Annotated in this window: 15 protein-coding genes; 9 read left to right on the top strand and 6 right to left on the bottom strand. The window is 56.9% G+C overall.

Annotated features, from left to right (window positions below; all coding sequences use genetic code 11):
* Nucleotides 1–14: 14 nt before the first annotated feature.
* Nucleotides 15–239, bottom strand: a complete 225-nt coding sequence (locus tag AC2FIM_RS04585) for a hypothetical protein (RefSeq protein ID WP_496677887.1) — start codon at nt 237–239, stop codon at nt 15–17.
* Nucleotides 240–362: 123 nt separating this feature from the next.
* On the bottom strand, nt 363–1,877 hold the full coding sequence (locus AC2FIM_RS04580; RefSeq protein WP_496707903.1) for a DNA cytosine methyltransferase: 1,515 nt from the start codon (nt 1,875–1,877) through the stop codon (nt 363–365).
* Nucleotides 1,878–1,962: 85 nt separating this feature from the next.
* On the opposite strand from AC2FIM_RS04580, the gene AC2FIM_RS04575 reads away from it, so the two are divergent.
* Entirely contained in the window at nt 1,963–2,406 is a 444-nt protein-coding gene (locus AC2FIM_RS04575) for a very short patch repair endonuclease (protein ID WP_496677884.1), read from the top strand.
* A 272-nt stretch (nt 2,407–2,678) separates the two neighbouring features.
* Here AC2FIM_RS04575 and AC2FIM_RS04570 read toward each other — a convergent pair whose 3' ends face one another.
* Entirely contained in the window at nt 2,679–3,824 is a 1,146-nt protein-coding gene (locus AC2FIM_RS04570; RefSeq protein WP_496677883.1) for a tyrosine-type recombinase/integrase, read from the bottom strand.
* Nucleotides 3,825–4,099: 275 nt separating this feature from the next.
* Between AC2FIM_RS04570 and dusA the strand changes: the two genes are divergently transcribed.
* From dusA to AC2FIM_RS04550, 4 genes are read left to right on the top strand one after another with little or no spacing between them, the layout of a single operon-like run.
* Nucleotides 4,100–5,125 carry a tRNA dihydrouridine(20/20a) synthase DusA gene (gene dusA / locus AC2FIM_RS04565; protein WP_496707905.1) on the top strand — a complete coding sequence of 342 codons (1,026 nt, stop codon included), beginning with the start codon at nt 4,100–4,102 and terminating at the stop codon, nt 5,123–5,125.
* A 38-nt stretch (nt 5,126–5,163) separates the two neighbouring features.
* Nucleotides 5,164–5,988 carry a sulfite exporter TauE/SafE family protein gene (locus tag AC2FIM_RS04560; RefSeq protein WP_271947781.1) on the top strand — a complete coding sequence of 275 codons (825 nt, stop codon included), beginning with the start codon at nt 5,164–5,166 and terminating at the stop codon, nt 5,986–5,988.
* Between the two features lie 23 nt (nt 5,989–6,011).
* Nucleotides 6,012–6,767 carry a phytanoyl-CoA dioxygenase family protein gene (locus tag AC2FIM_RS04555; RefSeq protein WP_271947778.1) on the top strand — a complete coding sequence of 252 codons (756 nt, stop codon included), beginning with the start codon at nt 6,012–6,014 and terminating at the stop codon, nt 6,765–6,767.
* A gap of 35 nt (nt 6,768–6,802) precedes the next feature.
* The gene (locus AC2FIM_RS04550) at nt 6,803–7,531 is read left to right on the top strand and encodes a SpoIIAA family protein (protein ID WP_142633029.1); all 729 of its coding nucleotides are present in this window, start codon (nt 6,803–6,805) and stop codon (nt 7,529–7,531) included.
* A gap of 257 nt (nt 7,532–7,788) precedes the next feature.
* Here the strand turns inward: AC2FIM_RS04550 and AC2FIM_RS04545 are convergent, their stop codons facing one another.
* Genes AC2FIM_RS04545 through ccmI form a run of 3 tightly spaced genes read right to left on the bottom strand, consistent with a single transcriptional unit; the run spans nt 7,789 to nt 9,723 of the window.
* A complete protein-coding gene (locus AC2FIM_RS04545) occupies nt 7,789–8,022 on the bottom strand; it encodes a DUF1289 domain-containing protein (RefSeq protein WP_142633031.1) in 234 nt (77 codons plus the stop codon).
* A 16-nt stretch (nt 8,023–8,038) separates the two neighbouring features.
* The gene (ruvX, locus tag AC2FIM_RS04540; RefSeq protein ID WP_271947775.1) at nt 8,039–8,503 is read right to left on the bottom strand and encodes a Holliday junction resolvase RuvX; all 465 of its coding nucleotides are present in this window, start codon (nt 8,501–8,503) and stop codon (nt 8,039–8,041) included.
* Nucleotides 8,500–9,723, bottom strand: coding sequence for a c-type cytochrome biogenesis protein CcmI (gene ccmI, locus AC2FIM_RS04535; protein ID WP_271947770.1), 1,224 nt, complete (start codon nt 9,721–9,723; stop codon nt 8,500–8,502). The genes ruvX and ccmI overlap by 4 nt, the downstream gene beginning before the upstream one ends.
* Nucleotides 9,724–9,918: 195 nt before the next feature.
* Between ccmI and AC2FIM_RS04530 the strand changes: the two genes are divergently transcribed.
* From AC2FIM_RS04530 to AC2FIM_RS04515, 4 genes are all read left to right on the top strand, one after another.
* The gene (locus AC2FIM_RS04530; protein ID WP_271947765.1) at nt 9,919–11,163 is read left to right on the top strand and encodes a sarcosine oxidase subunit beta family protein; all 1,245 of its coding nucleotides are present in this window, start codon (nt 9,919–9,921) and stop codon (nt 11,161–11,163) included.
* Nucleotides 11,164–11,251: 88 nt separating this feature from the next.
* Nucleotides 11,252–11,581: a sarcosine oxidase subunit delta gene (locus AC2FIM_RS04525; protein ID WP_142633040.1), complete on the top strand. Its 330-nt coding sequence runs from the start codon at nt 11,252–11,254 to the stop codon at nt 11,579–11,581.
* Between the two features lie 43 nt (nt 11,582–11,624).
* Nucleotides 11,625–14,639: a sarcosine oxidase subunit alpha family protein gene (locus AC2FIM_RS04520; protein WP_496731780.1), complete on the top strand. Its 3,015-nt coding sequence runs from the start codon at nt 11,625–11,627 to the stop codon at nt 14,637–14,639.
* Nucleotides 14,632–15,198: a sarcosine oxidase subunit gamma gene (locus AC2FIM_RS04515; RefSeq protein ID WP_281994429.1), complete on the top strand. Its 567-nt coding sequence runs from the start codon at nt 14,632–14,634 to the stop codon at nt 15,196–15,198. Before AC2FIM_RS04520 ends, AC2FIM_RS04515 begins: the two co-directional genes overlap by 8 nt.
* The last annotated feature ends 40 nt before the right edge of the window (nt 15,199–15,238 follow it).

Here is a 15,238-nt window from a genome sequence, read left to right as displayed (position 1 = left end):
CACATCTTCCTAATTTACAATTTGAAATCTTGGTCCGAGGGGCGGGTCTGTGCAAAACGCCCCTTCAATGCTTTCATTTCATCGTCGAGCGCCTTCATGATTTTCCGAACATCACCATCATCGAACGAGTAGTTGTTCCTGTTCGAGAGGTTTCCGATGAGGCGGAGATCCTTGATCGCCTTGTTCACGCGCTTCTCGGTGAGTTCCTCAAATTTCTGTCGCTTGTCTCGTTCAACCATCGGCCGTCACCTCCAATTCGCGTGGTGCCCGACTCATATAGTTATTCAGAATTAAGAATGTCAACTATATTTGATAAATGTAGTGACCATTTTAGCTATGAAGACTATTTTCAACCTAAGTGTTTACCCTTTCGTCGCTTGTTTCAACATGCTGGAAACCGCGCTTGCGACCTGAAATGCCAGATACGGAGGCACTGCATTGCCCACCTGATGGTACTGGGCCGTTCTGCCCCCATGGAAGAAATAGTTGTCAGGGAACGTCTGCAACCTGGCTGCCTCTCGGACCGTCAAGGATCGACACTGTGTAGGGTCAGGATGAATGAAATAGTGCCCATCCTTTGAAATATGACTCGTCACCGTGGTCGAAGGACGGCTACCTACCTGAGTCCGGAATCGGTCAGCAAAGTGCCCTGTTTCACGGTTCTTATGTTCAGGTTGCAGAAAATCAGGGAACTCAGACAATTTCGGAGCCTTCTGATGCTCCTCTGCAAAGATGGAAGAGAACAGGTAACGCCCGAGATCGCCGGGGATGTGCCCCCTGGTTTCATGATGAAGGACGGCTTCCAGTTTTTCGTCCAGTAGCCATTCTTCCAGATCCTTCGGAAGCTGATGATCATCAGAGTAGGCTCGCGCCTGTCGTGCCAATGGAAGCTCATTTGTCTTGGCAATTCGTCGGGCACGTTTCCTGACTTCTTCAGGCACATCCTTTGCCTCTGAGATCTCCTTTGCCTGGTCTCGTACCGCATCGATCCAAGCTTCCAGTTGATCACCTCGGCTCAGCCCGCTCCGAACACGCGGGATCCCGGAGAGCGCTCTTTCAACGGTCGTGTGCCGATCTCGGCGCACAAGGAGAGGTTCCTCCCCGAAGTTCAACTTTTCAGAGATATCTTTCCGCACGCCGACCACGATCACCCTGTGCCGGGCTTGCGGCACACCGTGATCTTCTGCGCGGAGAATGAAGTCTCGCGCCGGAGGATGTCCCACCCCGAGATGCGGCGCAGCAGTCAGCGGAATCAGGGTGTAACCTCGTCCAGCCCCGGCAAGATCATCCAACACTCGATGGAAGATTCCCCCGCCATCAACCTTGCTCGACAGCATTCCCTTGACGTTTTCCATCACGAAGGCTGCCGGTTCGAGGCGCTCCAAGATGTTCACGTATTCCTTGTAGAGATAATGCCGGTGATCGTTTTCGAGGACATAGTCCTCCTTGCCCTTGTTGCGCGATCTGCCAGCCAGTGAATAGGCTTGGCAGGGCGGACCACCGATCAGGATGGTGTTTCCTTGGAAGTCTGTGCGAACCTTGTCGAGAACCCCTGCAATTTCGTCGAAAACACCGGAATCTCCCAGAACCAATTGCCGGACTTCCTGCTCTGCGTGTTTCCATTCTTCCGGGTAGAGCTCCGACCAGTTCGGAAATTCCACACCCTCATTCAGTGCCGCATAGTACTCCTCCGGAAACTCTTCGCCAAAGCGGCGCAGGAAGGAGCGCAGACGCAAAGTCTGCACGGCGTTGGTCTCCATTTCCACAGACAGGTGGATTTTCATGCTGACGTCGCCATCACGGCCAGCCTGAGTAAACCCCTCACCAAGGCCTCCCGGCCCCGCAAACAGGTCGATTATTGCGAATTCACTGCTCATCTACGTCCCTTCAATGTATTATTCTTTTATCTTCAAGAGTATGATCTGCGCCAGGGCAAACCTGCCGCCATGAGAATGGGATCACATGGTAGACATAGTCACACCCGAAGTACGCTCCAGGATGATGTCGCGCATTCGAGGTCGAAATACCAGGCCAGAGGTAGCTCTGCGGAAGGCCCTTCACCGCAGAGGATTTCGATTCCGGCTGAATGCCAAAAAGCTGCCTGGTTCACCGGACATCGTGCTGCCGAGGTGGAAAACTGTCCTGTTTGTCCATGGTTGCTACTGGCACCGCCACTCCGGATGCCGGAAAGCCACCACGCCTTCCAGCAACGTCGAATTCTGGGTAGAAAAATTCCGCCAGAATGTGGAGAGAGATGGGCGTAACATCCACGATCTTGAGGAGGCTGGATGGCGAGTGGGTGTCGTCTGGGAGTGTGCCATCGGGCGAGAGCCACCGTCAGGCCTCGTTGAAAACCTTGTCGAGTTCATCACAAGTGTGGAGCCAGGTCGGATGGTTTTTGAGTGATCAAGGCTTCGCCGTCAAAGACCATTTCCGGGGGCGCTCCCGAAAATACCGCCACTCCAGGCCATTCCTTCTAAATCCCCCTGTATTTACCCCTTATTTTTGAGGAATTTCCGCCTTGGCACTGTCTTCGGGACGCAGGGAAGGGAGGTTCAAACCTTCCATATTGTCCCTACTGTGAGGCCCGGGTGGCCACAATTGTTAATCCTTCGAATATCGTAAGCGATGTTGACGCCTCCCTGGCTTTCGACAGTCAAATAGTGGTTCCCTTCAAATCACAGTGGTGCTGTTACCACGTCCCACCACTTCCATCCGTCATATTTGTCGCCACGCTGTTTGATTTGTGTGTAGCGCTTGAGGCATTGCCAGGACTGATGACCGGAGATCTGAGCTACCTGGGGGATGGTCAGTCCCATCTCGAACAGGCGGGAAATTCCCTCGTGGCGAAGATCGTGAAAATGCAGGTCTTCGATCCCCAGCAGTTTGCAGGCATCGGTGAACCGACGACTGACGACATCGCTGTTGTAGGGGAAAATCCTGTCCTCAGCGCGAGGCATGGATTCGATGATCGCCCGCGCTTCCTGCTGAATGGAGAGCGTCATGTCATTTCCTTGGGTCTGCCTGGGGTGTTTCATGTTGCGGATGGTGATCTCTTCATTCTCCAGATCAAAATCTTCCCAGGTTTGCGATAGGATGGCCCCTTGGCGATGGGTTTCGAAGATCGCTGCCGGCACGATTTTGTGCATCGGTACCATGCGGGGATTTTTCCGGTATCCGTTGACGAAGTGGTTCATCAACAAGTCGAGCTCGTAGAGGGTGGGTCGACGGGTTCGTTGAGCTGATTTCGTGACGATCTTCTGATGTTGAAGGGTGCGCATGGCCTCCTCGAATTCGGCGCGTGGCATGGTGACGCCGCAGATTGGCCCGCCAAAACGGATCAGCGTGCCCAGGGTCACCATATATCCGTTGACCGTTTGCGGTTTGCGGGGTTTGAAGGTGTAATGTGCGGGCGTATCCCTTTGCGGATCAACGGGGCGCGATTGAAGCCCAGACAGAAGCTCCATTGCGATTTTTACGAAATCCCGTGCCAATAGATCTTCGATGGCAGATGCGCCAAAATCCAGTCGCTGAAAGTAACTCAGCATCTGGGACTTGGATTTGCCGAAACCTTCAGGCGAGGCATCGATGTAGTCGCTGATGCAATCGGCAACGCTTTTGCGCGTCTTTGCCTTTACGGTGCGTTCCAGGCCGCCCGGCTTTTTCAAGGCGTCTTCACGACGCTTCAACCAGCTTTTTGCAGCCTGCTCCGAGGCAAATGTCTCGACCAAGTTGAGGATGACCTTTCCGTTTTTCTTCTTGCGGATCTGGACGGTGAAGCTCGGTTTGCCATTGGCCTTGAGGCGTTCTGTGATAGTTCCCATGGGAATTCCTTTCAGTCACGGGTTTTCCATGGCCGGGACATCTGATCGTTTGATTTTTTCGGAAGCGGGTTTGACTGGGTTTGAAACCCAAATCGGGGGCGATCGAGCCGAATGGGGCAGAACTGATGGGGTAGGACGGCAGCCCGGCAGTGCTCGAACCGGAGTGCTGGAACTTGGGGCGAAAAAAGTGCTACACGGCGCCGTCGGTGCTACATTCTGTAGCACTGCACCCAAAAACGGGGCTAAATCGGGCCAAAACGGGGAAAACGGTAGAGATGACGGATTCGAAAAACCAAGAAAAATCAGGGTTTTCCGAAGTGAGGCGGGCGGCACGCCTCTCCATTGCACCCATGATGGATTGGACGGACAGGCATTGTCGCTATCTGCATCGGTTGCTGAGCACCGAGGCGCTGCTGTACACTGAAATGGTAACAGCGCCTGCGTTAGTTCGGGGTGGTGCGCTGCATTTGCTGGACCACAACCCGCAGGAGCATCCCGTGGCCCTGCAACTGGGCGGGTCGAACCCTCAGGAATTGGCACAAGCGGCCCGGTTGGGGGCGGATGCTGGTTATGATGAGATCAATCTGAATTGTGGCTGCCCGTCTGATCGAGTGCAATCTGGCACTTTTGGTGCGGTGCTGATGAAATCCCCTGACCGCGTTGCGGATTGTGTTGCCGCAATGCGCGAAGCCGTGGACGTAGATGTCACGGTCAAATGCCGCATTGGAGTCGACGACCAACAGCCCGAAGACATTTTGCCTGAGTTTCTGAGCCAGATCAGGCAAGCGGGATGCTCTCGGGTCACAATTCACGCGCGCAAAGCCTGGCTGCAAGGGCTCAGCCCCAAGGAAAACCGGGATATACCGCCTTTGGATTATGATCTCGTGCATCGGATGAAGGCGGAATTCCCGGATATGCACATCTCTATAAATGGTGGCATTGCTGATCTGGAACAGGCGCGCGGGCATCTGGATGCAGGGCTGGATGGTGTGATGATCGGGCGGGCTGCGTATCATCAGCCGTCAGATGTTCTGTCCACAGCGGATCCTGTGATTTTTGGGGTCGGTCAGGCCGCCGACCCGTTTGCTGTTGTCCGGAAAATGGTGCCTTATATCGAATGCCATCTTGCTGGCGGAGGGCGCTTGCACCAGATTACGCGACATATGCTTGGCCTGTTCGCAGGACGGCCGGGTGCGCGGGCTTGGCGACGGACCCTGTCTGAAGGTGCGGTGCATGACGGGGCGGGCCCCGAGGTTATGTTGCAGGCACTGGATCATGTCGCGCCTCTGACCGAGGCCTGAATGGTGGCAATACGGCAAAAGGTCGGTTGGGGGGAATGATGCCCGAAGTAATGTTGCTTGCTCAGATGCTGGTTCTTCTGCTGGTGATCGGAGCGCTGGCAGGCGTTTTGGCGGGTCTGTTGGGTGTCGGCGGAGGCATCGTGCTGGTCCCTGCTTTTTTCTATGCGTTTCAGACCCTTGGGTATGGCGGCCCGCAGTTGATGCAGCTGTGCCTCGCCACCTCACTGGCAACGATTATCGTAACCTCACTGCGGTCGGTTCTGGCACATAACAAAAAGGGTGCCGTTGATTGGGATATCCTGCGCAGTTGGGGTCCGGGCATCGCTATCGGTGCGGTGTTGGGCGTGATGGTGGCATCCGCTCTTCGGACCGAGGCATTGCAAGCCCTGTTCGGTGTATTGGGTATGGTGATTGGCGCCTATCTTGGTCTGGGTAAATCCGAATGGCGGCTTGGAGACGCCATGCCCAAGGGCCTGATACGCGCTCTCCTGTCGCCCTCGGTCGGCTTCCTATCCGTTCTGATGGGTATCGGCGGCGGCAGCTTTGGCGTGCCGTTAATGAGCTTGTTCAACACGCCAATTCACCGGGCTGTCGCCACGGCGGCCGGGTTTGGCGTGATCATCGCTGTGCCCTCGGTCATGGGGTTCCTGTTTCTCGAAATTGCCCCTGAACACCGCCCGCCCTTTACCATCGGCGCCGTCAATCTGATTGCCTTTGGGATTGTGGTCGCCATGACCATGATCACTGCGCCTTGGGGCGTAACGTTGGCCCATGCGATGGATCCAAAGCCGCTCAAGCGGATATTCGCGGTCTTCCTGACTCTGGTCGCCCTGAATATGTTGCGCAAGGCGTTGGGTTTTTGAGTTCTTTCGAGGAAAAGGGTTGGGTGAAATTTCCCCAAGACCGGGCTATTCTGGACTGGATATCTTATGCGCTGCCCGCAGCACGCGCTGCTGCGGCGGATCCGGAATTCGCGCAATGGCTGGACTGTGAAGGGACCTGGTTCATTGGGGTCGACGCGCTGAACAACGACACCGAGGGCAGGGTCCAGGGGTCCCCGGTTCTGACCGGGGCCGTCATGGATTTCATAGTGTCGCGTTATGGGTCGTTGCCATTGCACAAAGCCCAGGTCTCGGTCATTTACCCCGGCTACCCGTTGCCCCGACGCGGAGAGGGCGAGGCTGCTGCCCAGTATCGAGCAAAGCGGGATGCGGCCCATGTGGATGGTTTACGCCCGTCCGGCCCGGACAGGCGCCGCAGGGTCGAGGAACCGCATGCGTGGATTCTGGGCATTCCATTGACCGATGCCAGCGCGAATGCGTCCCCGATGGTTCTTTGGGAAGGTAGCCACAAGATCATGCAGGCTGCATTTGCGGATGCACTTGAAGACAAGCGCCCGGACACTCTGGATCAGGTGGACATAACAGATGTTTATCAGGCTGCCCGTCGTGAGGTCTTTGATACTTGCCGTCGCATCGTACTGCCCGCACGTCCGGGCGAGGCCTATCTGCTGCACCGCCACTGCCTGCACGGGGTAGCGCCATGGGGCAGCGGGGCTGAGGCTGGGTCGGATGGCCGGATGATCGCCTATTTTCGGCCTGAATGCGCTGGCGGTGTGGCCGAATGGATCAAATCCTCCTAACGTTCTGTCATTATACAGATTTGGAGGATTTTTTGATGATTGCTGTCCACAAAAACTCTGACGGAGCATTGATTGAAATCGAGCTTTCCGGCGAAGTGACAGGTACGGACTATTCCACAACATTGATCCCGGCGATTGAGGCCGCACTGGCCGAACACGATACAGTGCGGTTGTTGGCGATCGTGCAGCCAGAGTTCAAAGGGTACGATCTGAATGCGGTTTGGTCGGATACAAAATTGGGCCTCAGCCACTGGCGCGGCTTTGACCGAATTGGAGTGGTGGCGGATCAGGGTTGGGTTCAGACCAGTATCCGGCTTGCGGCTCCGCTTTTCCCTTGCCCTGTGCAGGTATTCGATCACGCTAATATAGAAGAAGCGCGCCGATGGTTGCGCGAATCTCTGGGCTCTATTCACGTTATGGATCTGGGCGGCCCCTGCGTGCAGGTCAGCCTGATGGGAAAACTCGACCCTGACGAATTCAAAAAGGCCGAAACCGATCTGGACTACATTTTGCAGGAGAAACAGGGGTTTCGCCTGCTGATTGATCTGTCCAAGTTTGACGGATGGCAAGGCCTTACGGCGCTTGCCTCGCATTTTCGGCTGGCCCGGGGGCATATTGGTAATCTGGATCGGGCAGCGGTTGTTGGCGACAAAGCCTGGCAACATCTGGCCCAACGGGTGGCCAGCCACATCCTTGGCACACGCACTCAGTTCTTTCCCGCCGAGGAAATTCAGAACGCCAAAACATGGCTTGCGTCTGGGTAGAAACGCAGCGGTTTGAGCCTGCTGTGACATTTACGTCAGGGCACAGAAATATCAGCGAGGATTTTTCTTGATCGATTGGTCAAAAAAGACGTACACAGATCGAACTCCTCTGCCGAACCACAGCAGAGGATCGATTGTTGAAACGCGCCGCTGTGGGTTGCCACTCACTCACCAGCTGTCAACGAACTTGACCCCCTCGTAGTTCAGACCAGCCCGCAGCGGTGCAGATTCAGCAATCACATCCTTTTGTGGAAATCTCAGGCCTTGTTGAGCCGCCCCGCCCGGCCGCCGCGCCGTTTGGCAAGCAGCGGTTTGCGAGACGGTAGGTCTGCCATGATATCGGCGCGCTCAGAGCTGTCCATTTTTGACCAGCGAGAGATTTCGTCGATCGTGCGGTAGCAACCGGTACAAATACGCTCGGTCGGGTGCACAACGCAGATCTGGATGCACGGGCTTTCGACCTCGTTCCTTTTCCAAACCATGTTCGACATCAGCGTTTTCCGATCCTTAAAGAAAGCGCATTCTGTCCAGCGCGCCTTGCAGAATATAGCCTGCCGCGACGTGGTCGATAACCTGTCCGCGACGCTTTCGTGTCGTATCCGCCTCAAGCAGTGCCTTTTCTGCCGCAACCGTGCTGAGCCGTTCGTCCCAGAACCCGATCGGAACTTCGGTCAAACGGGACAGGTTTCGGGCAAAGGCACGGGTGGACTGGCAGCGTGGCCCTTCGCTACCATCCATGTTTTTCGGCAGACCCAGTAGGATGCCCCCGATCTCACGGTCGGCTATGATTTCCAGCAGACGGGCAGAATCCAGAGTGAATTTCTTGCGCCTTACGGTCTCCAGCGGGCTAGCAACACCGCGCATCCGGTCCGAGACTGCAACCCCGATAGTCTTTTCTCCCAGATCAAGACCGATCAACGCGCTCATAGGCGCAAGCGAGCCTGCAAACTCCTCAAAAATGTCATGGATCATCGGGTCACCCCAGCCTGAGCTGCTGCCGCACCAAGGATATCCAGTGCGTTGTCATTGTCCGAGAATACGGATTGGGCTTCGGCGTAGATCGCGGTGGCCCGGTCGATGTCGCCAACCACCCCAAGGGCACCGATCAGCCGGGCCCATTCTTCGGGGGAGCCGCCTTCGGTTGCAAGCCTGTCTGACAGTTGCTCGACCATGCCAAGGATCATCTCTTGGCGCTCTTGTGCGGTCAGAGATGCAGCGGCCTCGATGTCATCCTCACCGGGGCCTGGGTTCCCTGCTGGCATAGGGGCGGCATTGAACACACCCGCACGAAAGGCCAGATCGTCCATCTGTGCGCGAATGGCCGTTGCCCAGGGGGCATTTGTCGGCGCGCTTCCAAGTGCATCCACCCAGATCCTGTAACCGATATCAGGTCGTCCGACCTGTACCATCATCTGTCCCAGGTAATACAAGGCCGGACCGTGGCGTGGATCACGCTGCAATGACTGTTTCAATGCGTCTTCAGCTTCGGGCGAGATATATCCGTTGGTAGCAAGGATCATCATCTCGGCAAGATGCGAATAGGCATCTGCGGGTGCCGTGTTCCCAGACAGTTCGATCACACGTTGCTGCGCTTTGTAGGCGGCATGGAAGTTACCTGCGTTCGCCTCGTGCTGGGCAAGAAGGATATGTCCTTGTAGGTCATCAGGACGACCGGAAACGGTTTCGCGAAGTTGCCCGAGAAGAGAGGCATAGCTTTCGTCAAGCTGTGGCAGTGGTGCGGGTGGCGTGGCGGCTTCTGCCTCGGCCTGACTGGGGCGCTCTGTGCGCAGAGCATCGGCCATTTCTAGCCGCAATGACAGGGGCTGATCGGGGAGCCCGGCTGCACCAAGCTTCAGATAAATCCAGGATCCTCCGCCAACCAGGATGGCCGCGACAAATATGGATGCCGTAACCGAGATCCATTTGGAAGGCCCTTGCGGTTCAGACAAAGATTGCATCTGCGCATCAGCCGCAAGAATGCGGCGTGAAATTTCCGTGCGAACTCGCTCGGCATCTGCGTCAGCGATGACACCACGGGCCAGGTCTCGATCTACGCTGGCCAACTGTTCACGATAGACCTGCAAGTCATACGCAGTGGATGGTTCGCGCGTATCTCGCCTACGCAGTATCGAAATCCCAAGAAAAACCGCTATCAGGACGGCGGTGGCTATGATGAGGGCCCAGAAGGTCATGATAACTCCAAGATGGCTGTCCTGACTTAGACCTGTGGCGGGGCGGAAAAAAGGGACAAATGGCCGCGAGGGGGCTTCATGTCGCAATAATAAGGGCGATGTCGCAATAGTGCGATATTATGGCGTTGCACGGCAGGGGCCAAAGGCGGTTACGCGGCATACCTGCGCCAATCACCGAACCGGATGGATTCGCTTATGAAACACTATTCAGCCTTTGCTGTGGCGCGCGAAGCGCTGCGCTATCATACCGGATGGGAACGCGCCTGGCGTTCGCCCGAGCCCAAGAAACGCTATGACGCCATCATTGTGGGGGCGGGTGGCCATGGTCTGGCAACCGCCTATTACCTGGGTAAGAACTATGGCATCCAGAATGTCGCTGTGATCGAAAAAGGCTGGTTGGGCGGTGGTAATACCGGTCGGAACACAACCATCATCCGCTCGAACTATCTGCAGGATCCGTCTGCCGCGATCTATGAAAAGGCGCGCAGCCTTTATGAGGATCTGAGCCAGGACCTGAATTATAACGTCATGTTCAGCCCGCGCGGCGTGATGATGCTGGCGCAGACCCAGCATGAAATCCGCGGCTATCAGCGCACGGCTCATGCGAATGCGCTGCAGGGTGTAAAGACTGAATGGATCACACCTGAACGGGTCAAGGAACTGGTGCCAATCATCAATCTCGAAGGCCCGCGCTATCCGGTTCTGGGTGCGCTGTGGCAGGAACGCGGTGGCACCGCCCGTCACGATGCGGTGGCTTGGGGCTATGCGCGCGCTTGTTCCGCCATGGGCATGGATATCATCCAGCAATGCGAAGTGACCGGGGTTCGGTCACAGGATGGTCGTGTTGTCGGTGTCGACACCACCAAAGGTGCGATCGACTGTGACAAGCTGGGCATCGTGGTTGCGGGCCATTCCGGTCAACTGGCCGAAATGGCGGGCTTCCGTCTGCCGCTTGAGGCGATTGCTCTGCAGGCGCTGGTGTCTGAGCCGATCAAACCCTGCATGGACGTGGTCGTGATGGCCAACACGGTGCATGGCTACATGTCGCAATCCGACAAGGGAGAGATGGTGATCGGTGGCGGCACCGACGGGTTCAACAACTACACCCAACGCGGCAGCTTCCACCATATCGAAGAAACTGTGCGCGCGCTGGTCGAGACCTTCCCGATGATCTCACGCCTGAAAATGCTGCGGCAATGGGGCGGGATCGTGGACATGACCGGTGACCGGTCTCCGATCCTGTCGAAAACACCGCTTGGGAACTGTTTCATCAACGGTGGCTGGGGCACCGGTGGCTTCAAAGCCATTCCAGGGTCCGGCTGGGGCATGGCACAGCTGATGGCCACGGGTCATTCACCGCTGACCGAGGCGTTCTCGTTGGATCGTTTCAAAGAAGGCCGCTTCATCGACGAAAGCGTCGCGGCCGGGGTGGCGCACTGATGGAGATTTTTCGGCGAAAAATCTCGCGCACCCGTTACTTAGATTTCGCATGCAGCATGGTCTCGCCTGCTGCCGAGAGGATGAACATATGCTGATCCTGAATTGCCCCTATTGCGGTGTCGATGCCGAAGAAACCGAACTGGCCGCCGGTGGCGAGGCGCATCTGAAGCGTTTCGGTCCGGGCTCATCAGATGGTGATTTCCACGATTACCTGTTCATGCGTGAAAACCCTAAAGGCGTTCATTTCGAACGCTGGCGCCATGCGAATGGATGCGGCAAGTGGTTCCACGCGGCGCGCTGCACGCAAACGCTCGAAGTTTTCGGCACCTACTCTGCCCAGGTGTTTGAGCCGCCCAAAGAAATTCGCGAGGCGATCACCGCCAAGCGCCCTGGCTGGACGTGGAGAGAATACAAATGATCCGCACCACCACCCGTAATTCCGCCTGCGAAAGGTCCGCATCATGAGCACCCGTCTCGCAAATCAAGGCCGGCTGATTGACCGGTCGAAACAGGTCACATTCTCCTTCAACGGCACTTCGATGCAGGGCTACGAAGGCGACACGCTTGCCTCGGCCTTGCTGGCTAATGATCAGATGATGATGGGCCGGTCGTTCAAGTATCACCGCCCACGTGGTGTTGTCGCCAGTGGTGCGGAAGAACCCAACGCTCTGGTCGGTCTGGGGCAGGGCAATCGGTTCGAGCCGAACCAGCGCGCCACCACGACCGAGCTGTTCAACGGTCTGACCTCAATCTCTCAGAACCACTGGCCGAACCTGGAATTTGATATCGGTGCGATCAATACGCACCTGTCGCGGTTCTTGCCGGCTGGCTTCTATTACAAGATGTTCATTCATCCCAAGCCGTTCTGGAAACATGTCTACGAGCCGTTCATCCGCCAATCTGCCGGTCTGGGCAAAGCCCCCGACAAGGACAGCCGTGATGCGGATACCTATGAGCATTTCTACAACTTCGTCGATGTGTTGGTGATCGGTGGCGGCGTGGCCGGTTTGCAGGCTGCCAAAGTGGCCGCTCAGTCCGGTGCAAAGGTCATGTTGATTGAGCAGACCGCGCATTGGGGTGGCCGTGCCCCAGTTGATGGCGGCACAATCAATGATGAGCCTGTGGATAAGTTCGTGGAACAAATTGTTTCCGAACTTGAAACAATGGACAACGTCATCTTGCGCAATCGCTGCATGGGTGCAGGGGTCTATGACCACGGCTATGTGCTGGGCTATGAACGCCTGACGGACCATAAGCCTGGCGCACAAGGCCCGCGCCATCGCCTGTGGCGTATTCGGGCGAAACAGGTCGTGACTGCTACCGGAGCGATTGAGCGTCCGTTGTCTTTTGCGGGTAATGATGTGCCGGGTGTCATGCTGGCCTCGGCCATGCGGGACTATGTCGTGAACTGGGGTGTGACACCCGGTGAAAAGGTGATTGTGGCCACCAATAATGACGACGCCTACCGGACTGCGATCACCTTGAAACAGGCCGGTGTGGATATCTTGCGTGTGGTTGACGCAAGGGCTACCTCGGGCCCTCTGGCTGAAGAGGCGCGCCAACTGGGTATCCGCGTCGATGTGGGCAAGGCTATTGCCAAAGTCAAAGGCGGCAAACGCGTCAAGAAAGTTGCCATCTGCAATCAGGACGGCATCGGTGGCGCCCGTGAAGAGGTGGAATGCGATGCGGTTGCGATGTCGGGCGGTTGGTCTCCGGTCGTGCATATGTGGTCGCACTGCGGCGGCAAGCTGATCTGGGACGATGCCAATGCGCATTTCCGGCCGGATCCTGCGCGACCCCCGCTTGGGGCCGATGGCGAAGGGTTCGTCGTAGCCGCCGGGGCATCGAATGGCCCGATGGCGCTGGGCGATGTGCTGGCCGATGCCGATGCAGCCGGTAAGGCCGCAGCCAAAGCGGCTGGATTCAAAACCAAACGCACCAAAGCGCCTGTCGGGGAAACTACGTCCGAGGCACCTATGGCTGCGGTCTGGTTGATGCCTGCGAACGCGGATATTCAACTGCGGATGAAGTCCTGGCTGGACTTCCAAAACGACGTCAAAGTTTCGGACGTGCAACTTGCCGCGCGTGAGGGGTATGAGAGCGTTGAACATACCAAGCGTTACACCACTCTGGGCATGGCAACGGATCAGGGTAAACTGAGTAACATCAACGGATTGGCGATCCTAGCCGATGCGTTGGACTCCGAAATCCCGAAGGTTGGAACAACAACGTTCCGCCCGCCTTACACCCCAATTTCAATGGCATCTATCGGCGGTGAGGCACGTGGTGAGGTGTTCCAGCCAATCCGCCAGACTCCGATGCATAACTGGCACGACAAGAACGGCGCCGATTGGGAGCCGGTCGGCCATTGGCGCCGGACCTATGCCTATGTTCGCCCGGGTGAATCCGTGCATGACGCCGTGAACCGTGAGGTGAAAAACACCCGCGAGAACCTCGGCTTGCTGGACGCCTCGACCCTGGGCAAGCTGATCGTAAAAGGGCCGGACGCAGGCAAGTTCCTGGACATGATGTACACCAACATGATGTCTACGCTGAAGATCGGCAAATGCCGCTATGGCCTGATGTGTTCCGAAAATGGCTTTCTGATCGATGACGGTGTTGTTGCCAGGATCGACGAAGACACATGGTTGTGCCACACCACCACCGGCGGGGCCGAACGTATCCACGGTCACATGGAAGAATGGCTGCAAACCGAATGGTGGGACTGGAAAGTCTATGTTGCCAACGTGACCGAGCAATATGCGCAGGTCGCCGTTGTTGGCCCCAACGCCCGCAAGGTGCTTGAAAAGCTCGGCGGCATGGATGTGTCGAAGGAGGCGCTGCCCTTCATGGAGTGGCGCGATGGCAAGATCGGCGACTTTGATTGCCGGGCCTATCGCATCTCGTTCTCGGGTGAGCTGTCGTACGAGATCGCCGTACCTGCATCCCAAGGGCAGGCCTTCTGGGATGCGCTGACAGAGGCAGGCAAGGAATTCGGCGTGATGCCCTATGGCACCGAATGTCTGCACATCCTTCGGGCCGAGAAAGGCTTTATCATGATCGGCGACGAAACCGATGGAACCGTGATCCCGCAGGATCTGGGGCTGCATTGGGCGCTGTCGAAAAAGAAAGAGGATTACCTCGGCAAGCGCGCACATTCGCGCAGCCATATGGCCGATCCCGAGCGTTGGAAACTGGTGGGTCTTGAGACTGTGGATGGTTCTGTCATCCCGGATGGGGCTTACGCAGTGGGCGAGGGTGTCAACGCCAACGGTCAGCGCAACATGATCGGTCGTGTGACCTCAACCTATTATTCGGCCAACCTGGGCAAAGGTATCGCCATGGGCTTGATCAAGCATGGTCCTGACCGCATGGGCGAGATTGTCGAGTTCCCGGGCACCGATGGCAAATCCTACAAAGCAAAGATCGTGGATCCGATCTTCTTCGACAAGGACGGGGAGAAGCAGAATGTCTGAACCCATCAGCGCACTGAACCACGCCAGCTATGAGGGCATCGCCAAGGTTGAAGAATGCGGCCTGCAGGGCATGATCACCCTGCGCGGCGACCTGTCCGACAAGGTTCTGGCCAAGGCCGTCAAAGACGCCACCGGTCAGAAAGTACCCGGCCAGCGCGAGGCATTTGTCGACGGAGACTGCGGTGTTTGCTGGATGTCCACCGACGAATTGCTTGTCCTTGTCCCATATGCCGAGGTCGAGGCCAAACTGGCCGCGATGACCAACGCGCTGAGCGGTGTGCATGCCCTGGCGGTCAACGTCTCGGATGCCCGCGCGGTGTTCAGCATCTCGGGCGCGAACGCTCGCGAAGTTCTGGGCAAACTGGCCCCGGTAGATCTGTCGGCTGACGCCTTCCAACCCGGCCAAATCCGCCGTTCGCGCTTGGCGCAGGTTGCCGGTGCGTTCTGGCTGGATGACGCCGAAACTCTCCGCGTCGTCTGCTTCCGGTCAACCGCAGACTACGTGTTCAAACTGTTGAAGGTCGCAGCGCAGCCGGGCAGTGAGGTCGGGGTTTATTAGGTTCCGAAGCTAGGAAAAAAAGCCCCGGATTTTCCGGGGC

Source organism: Ruegeria sp. CDSC052 (assembly GCF_059610685.1).
This window is presented reverse-complemented; position numbering and strand designations above follow the sequence as displayed.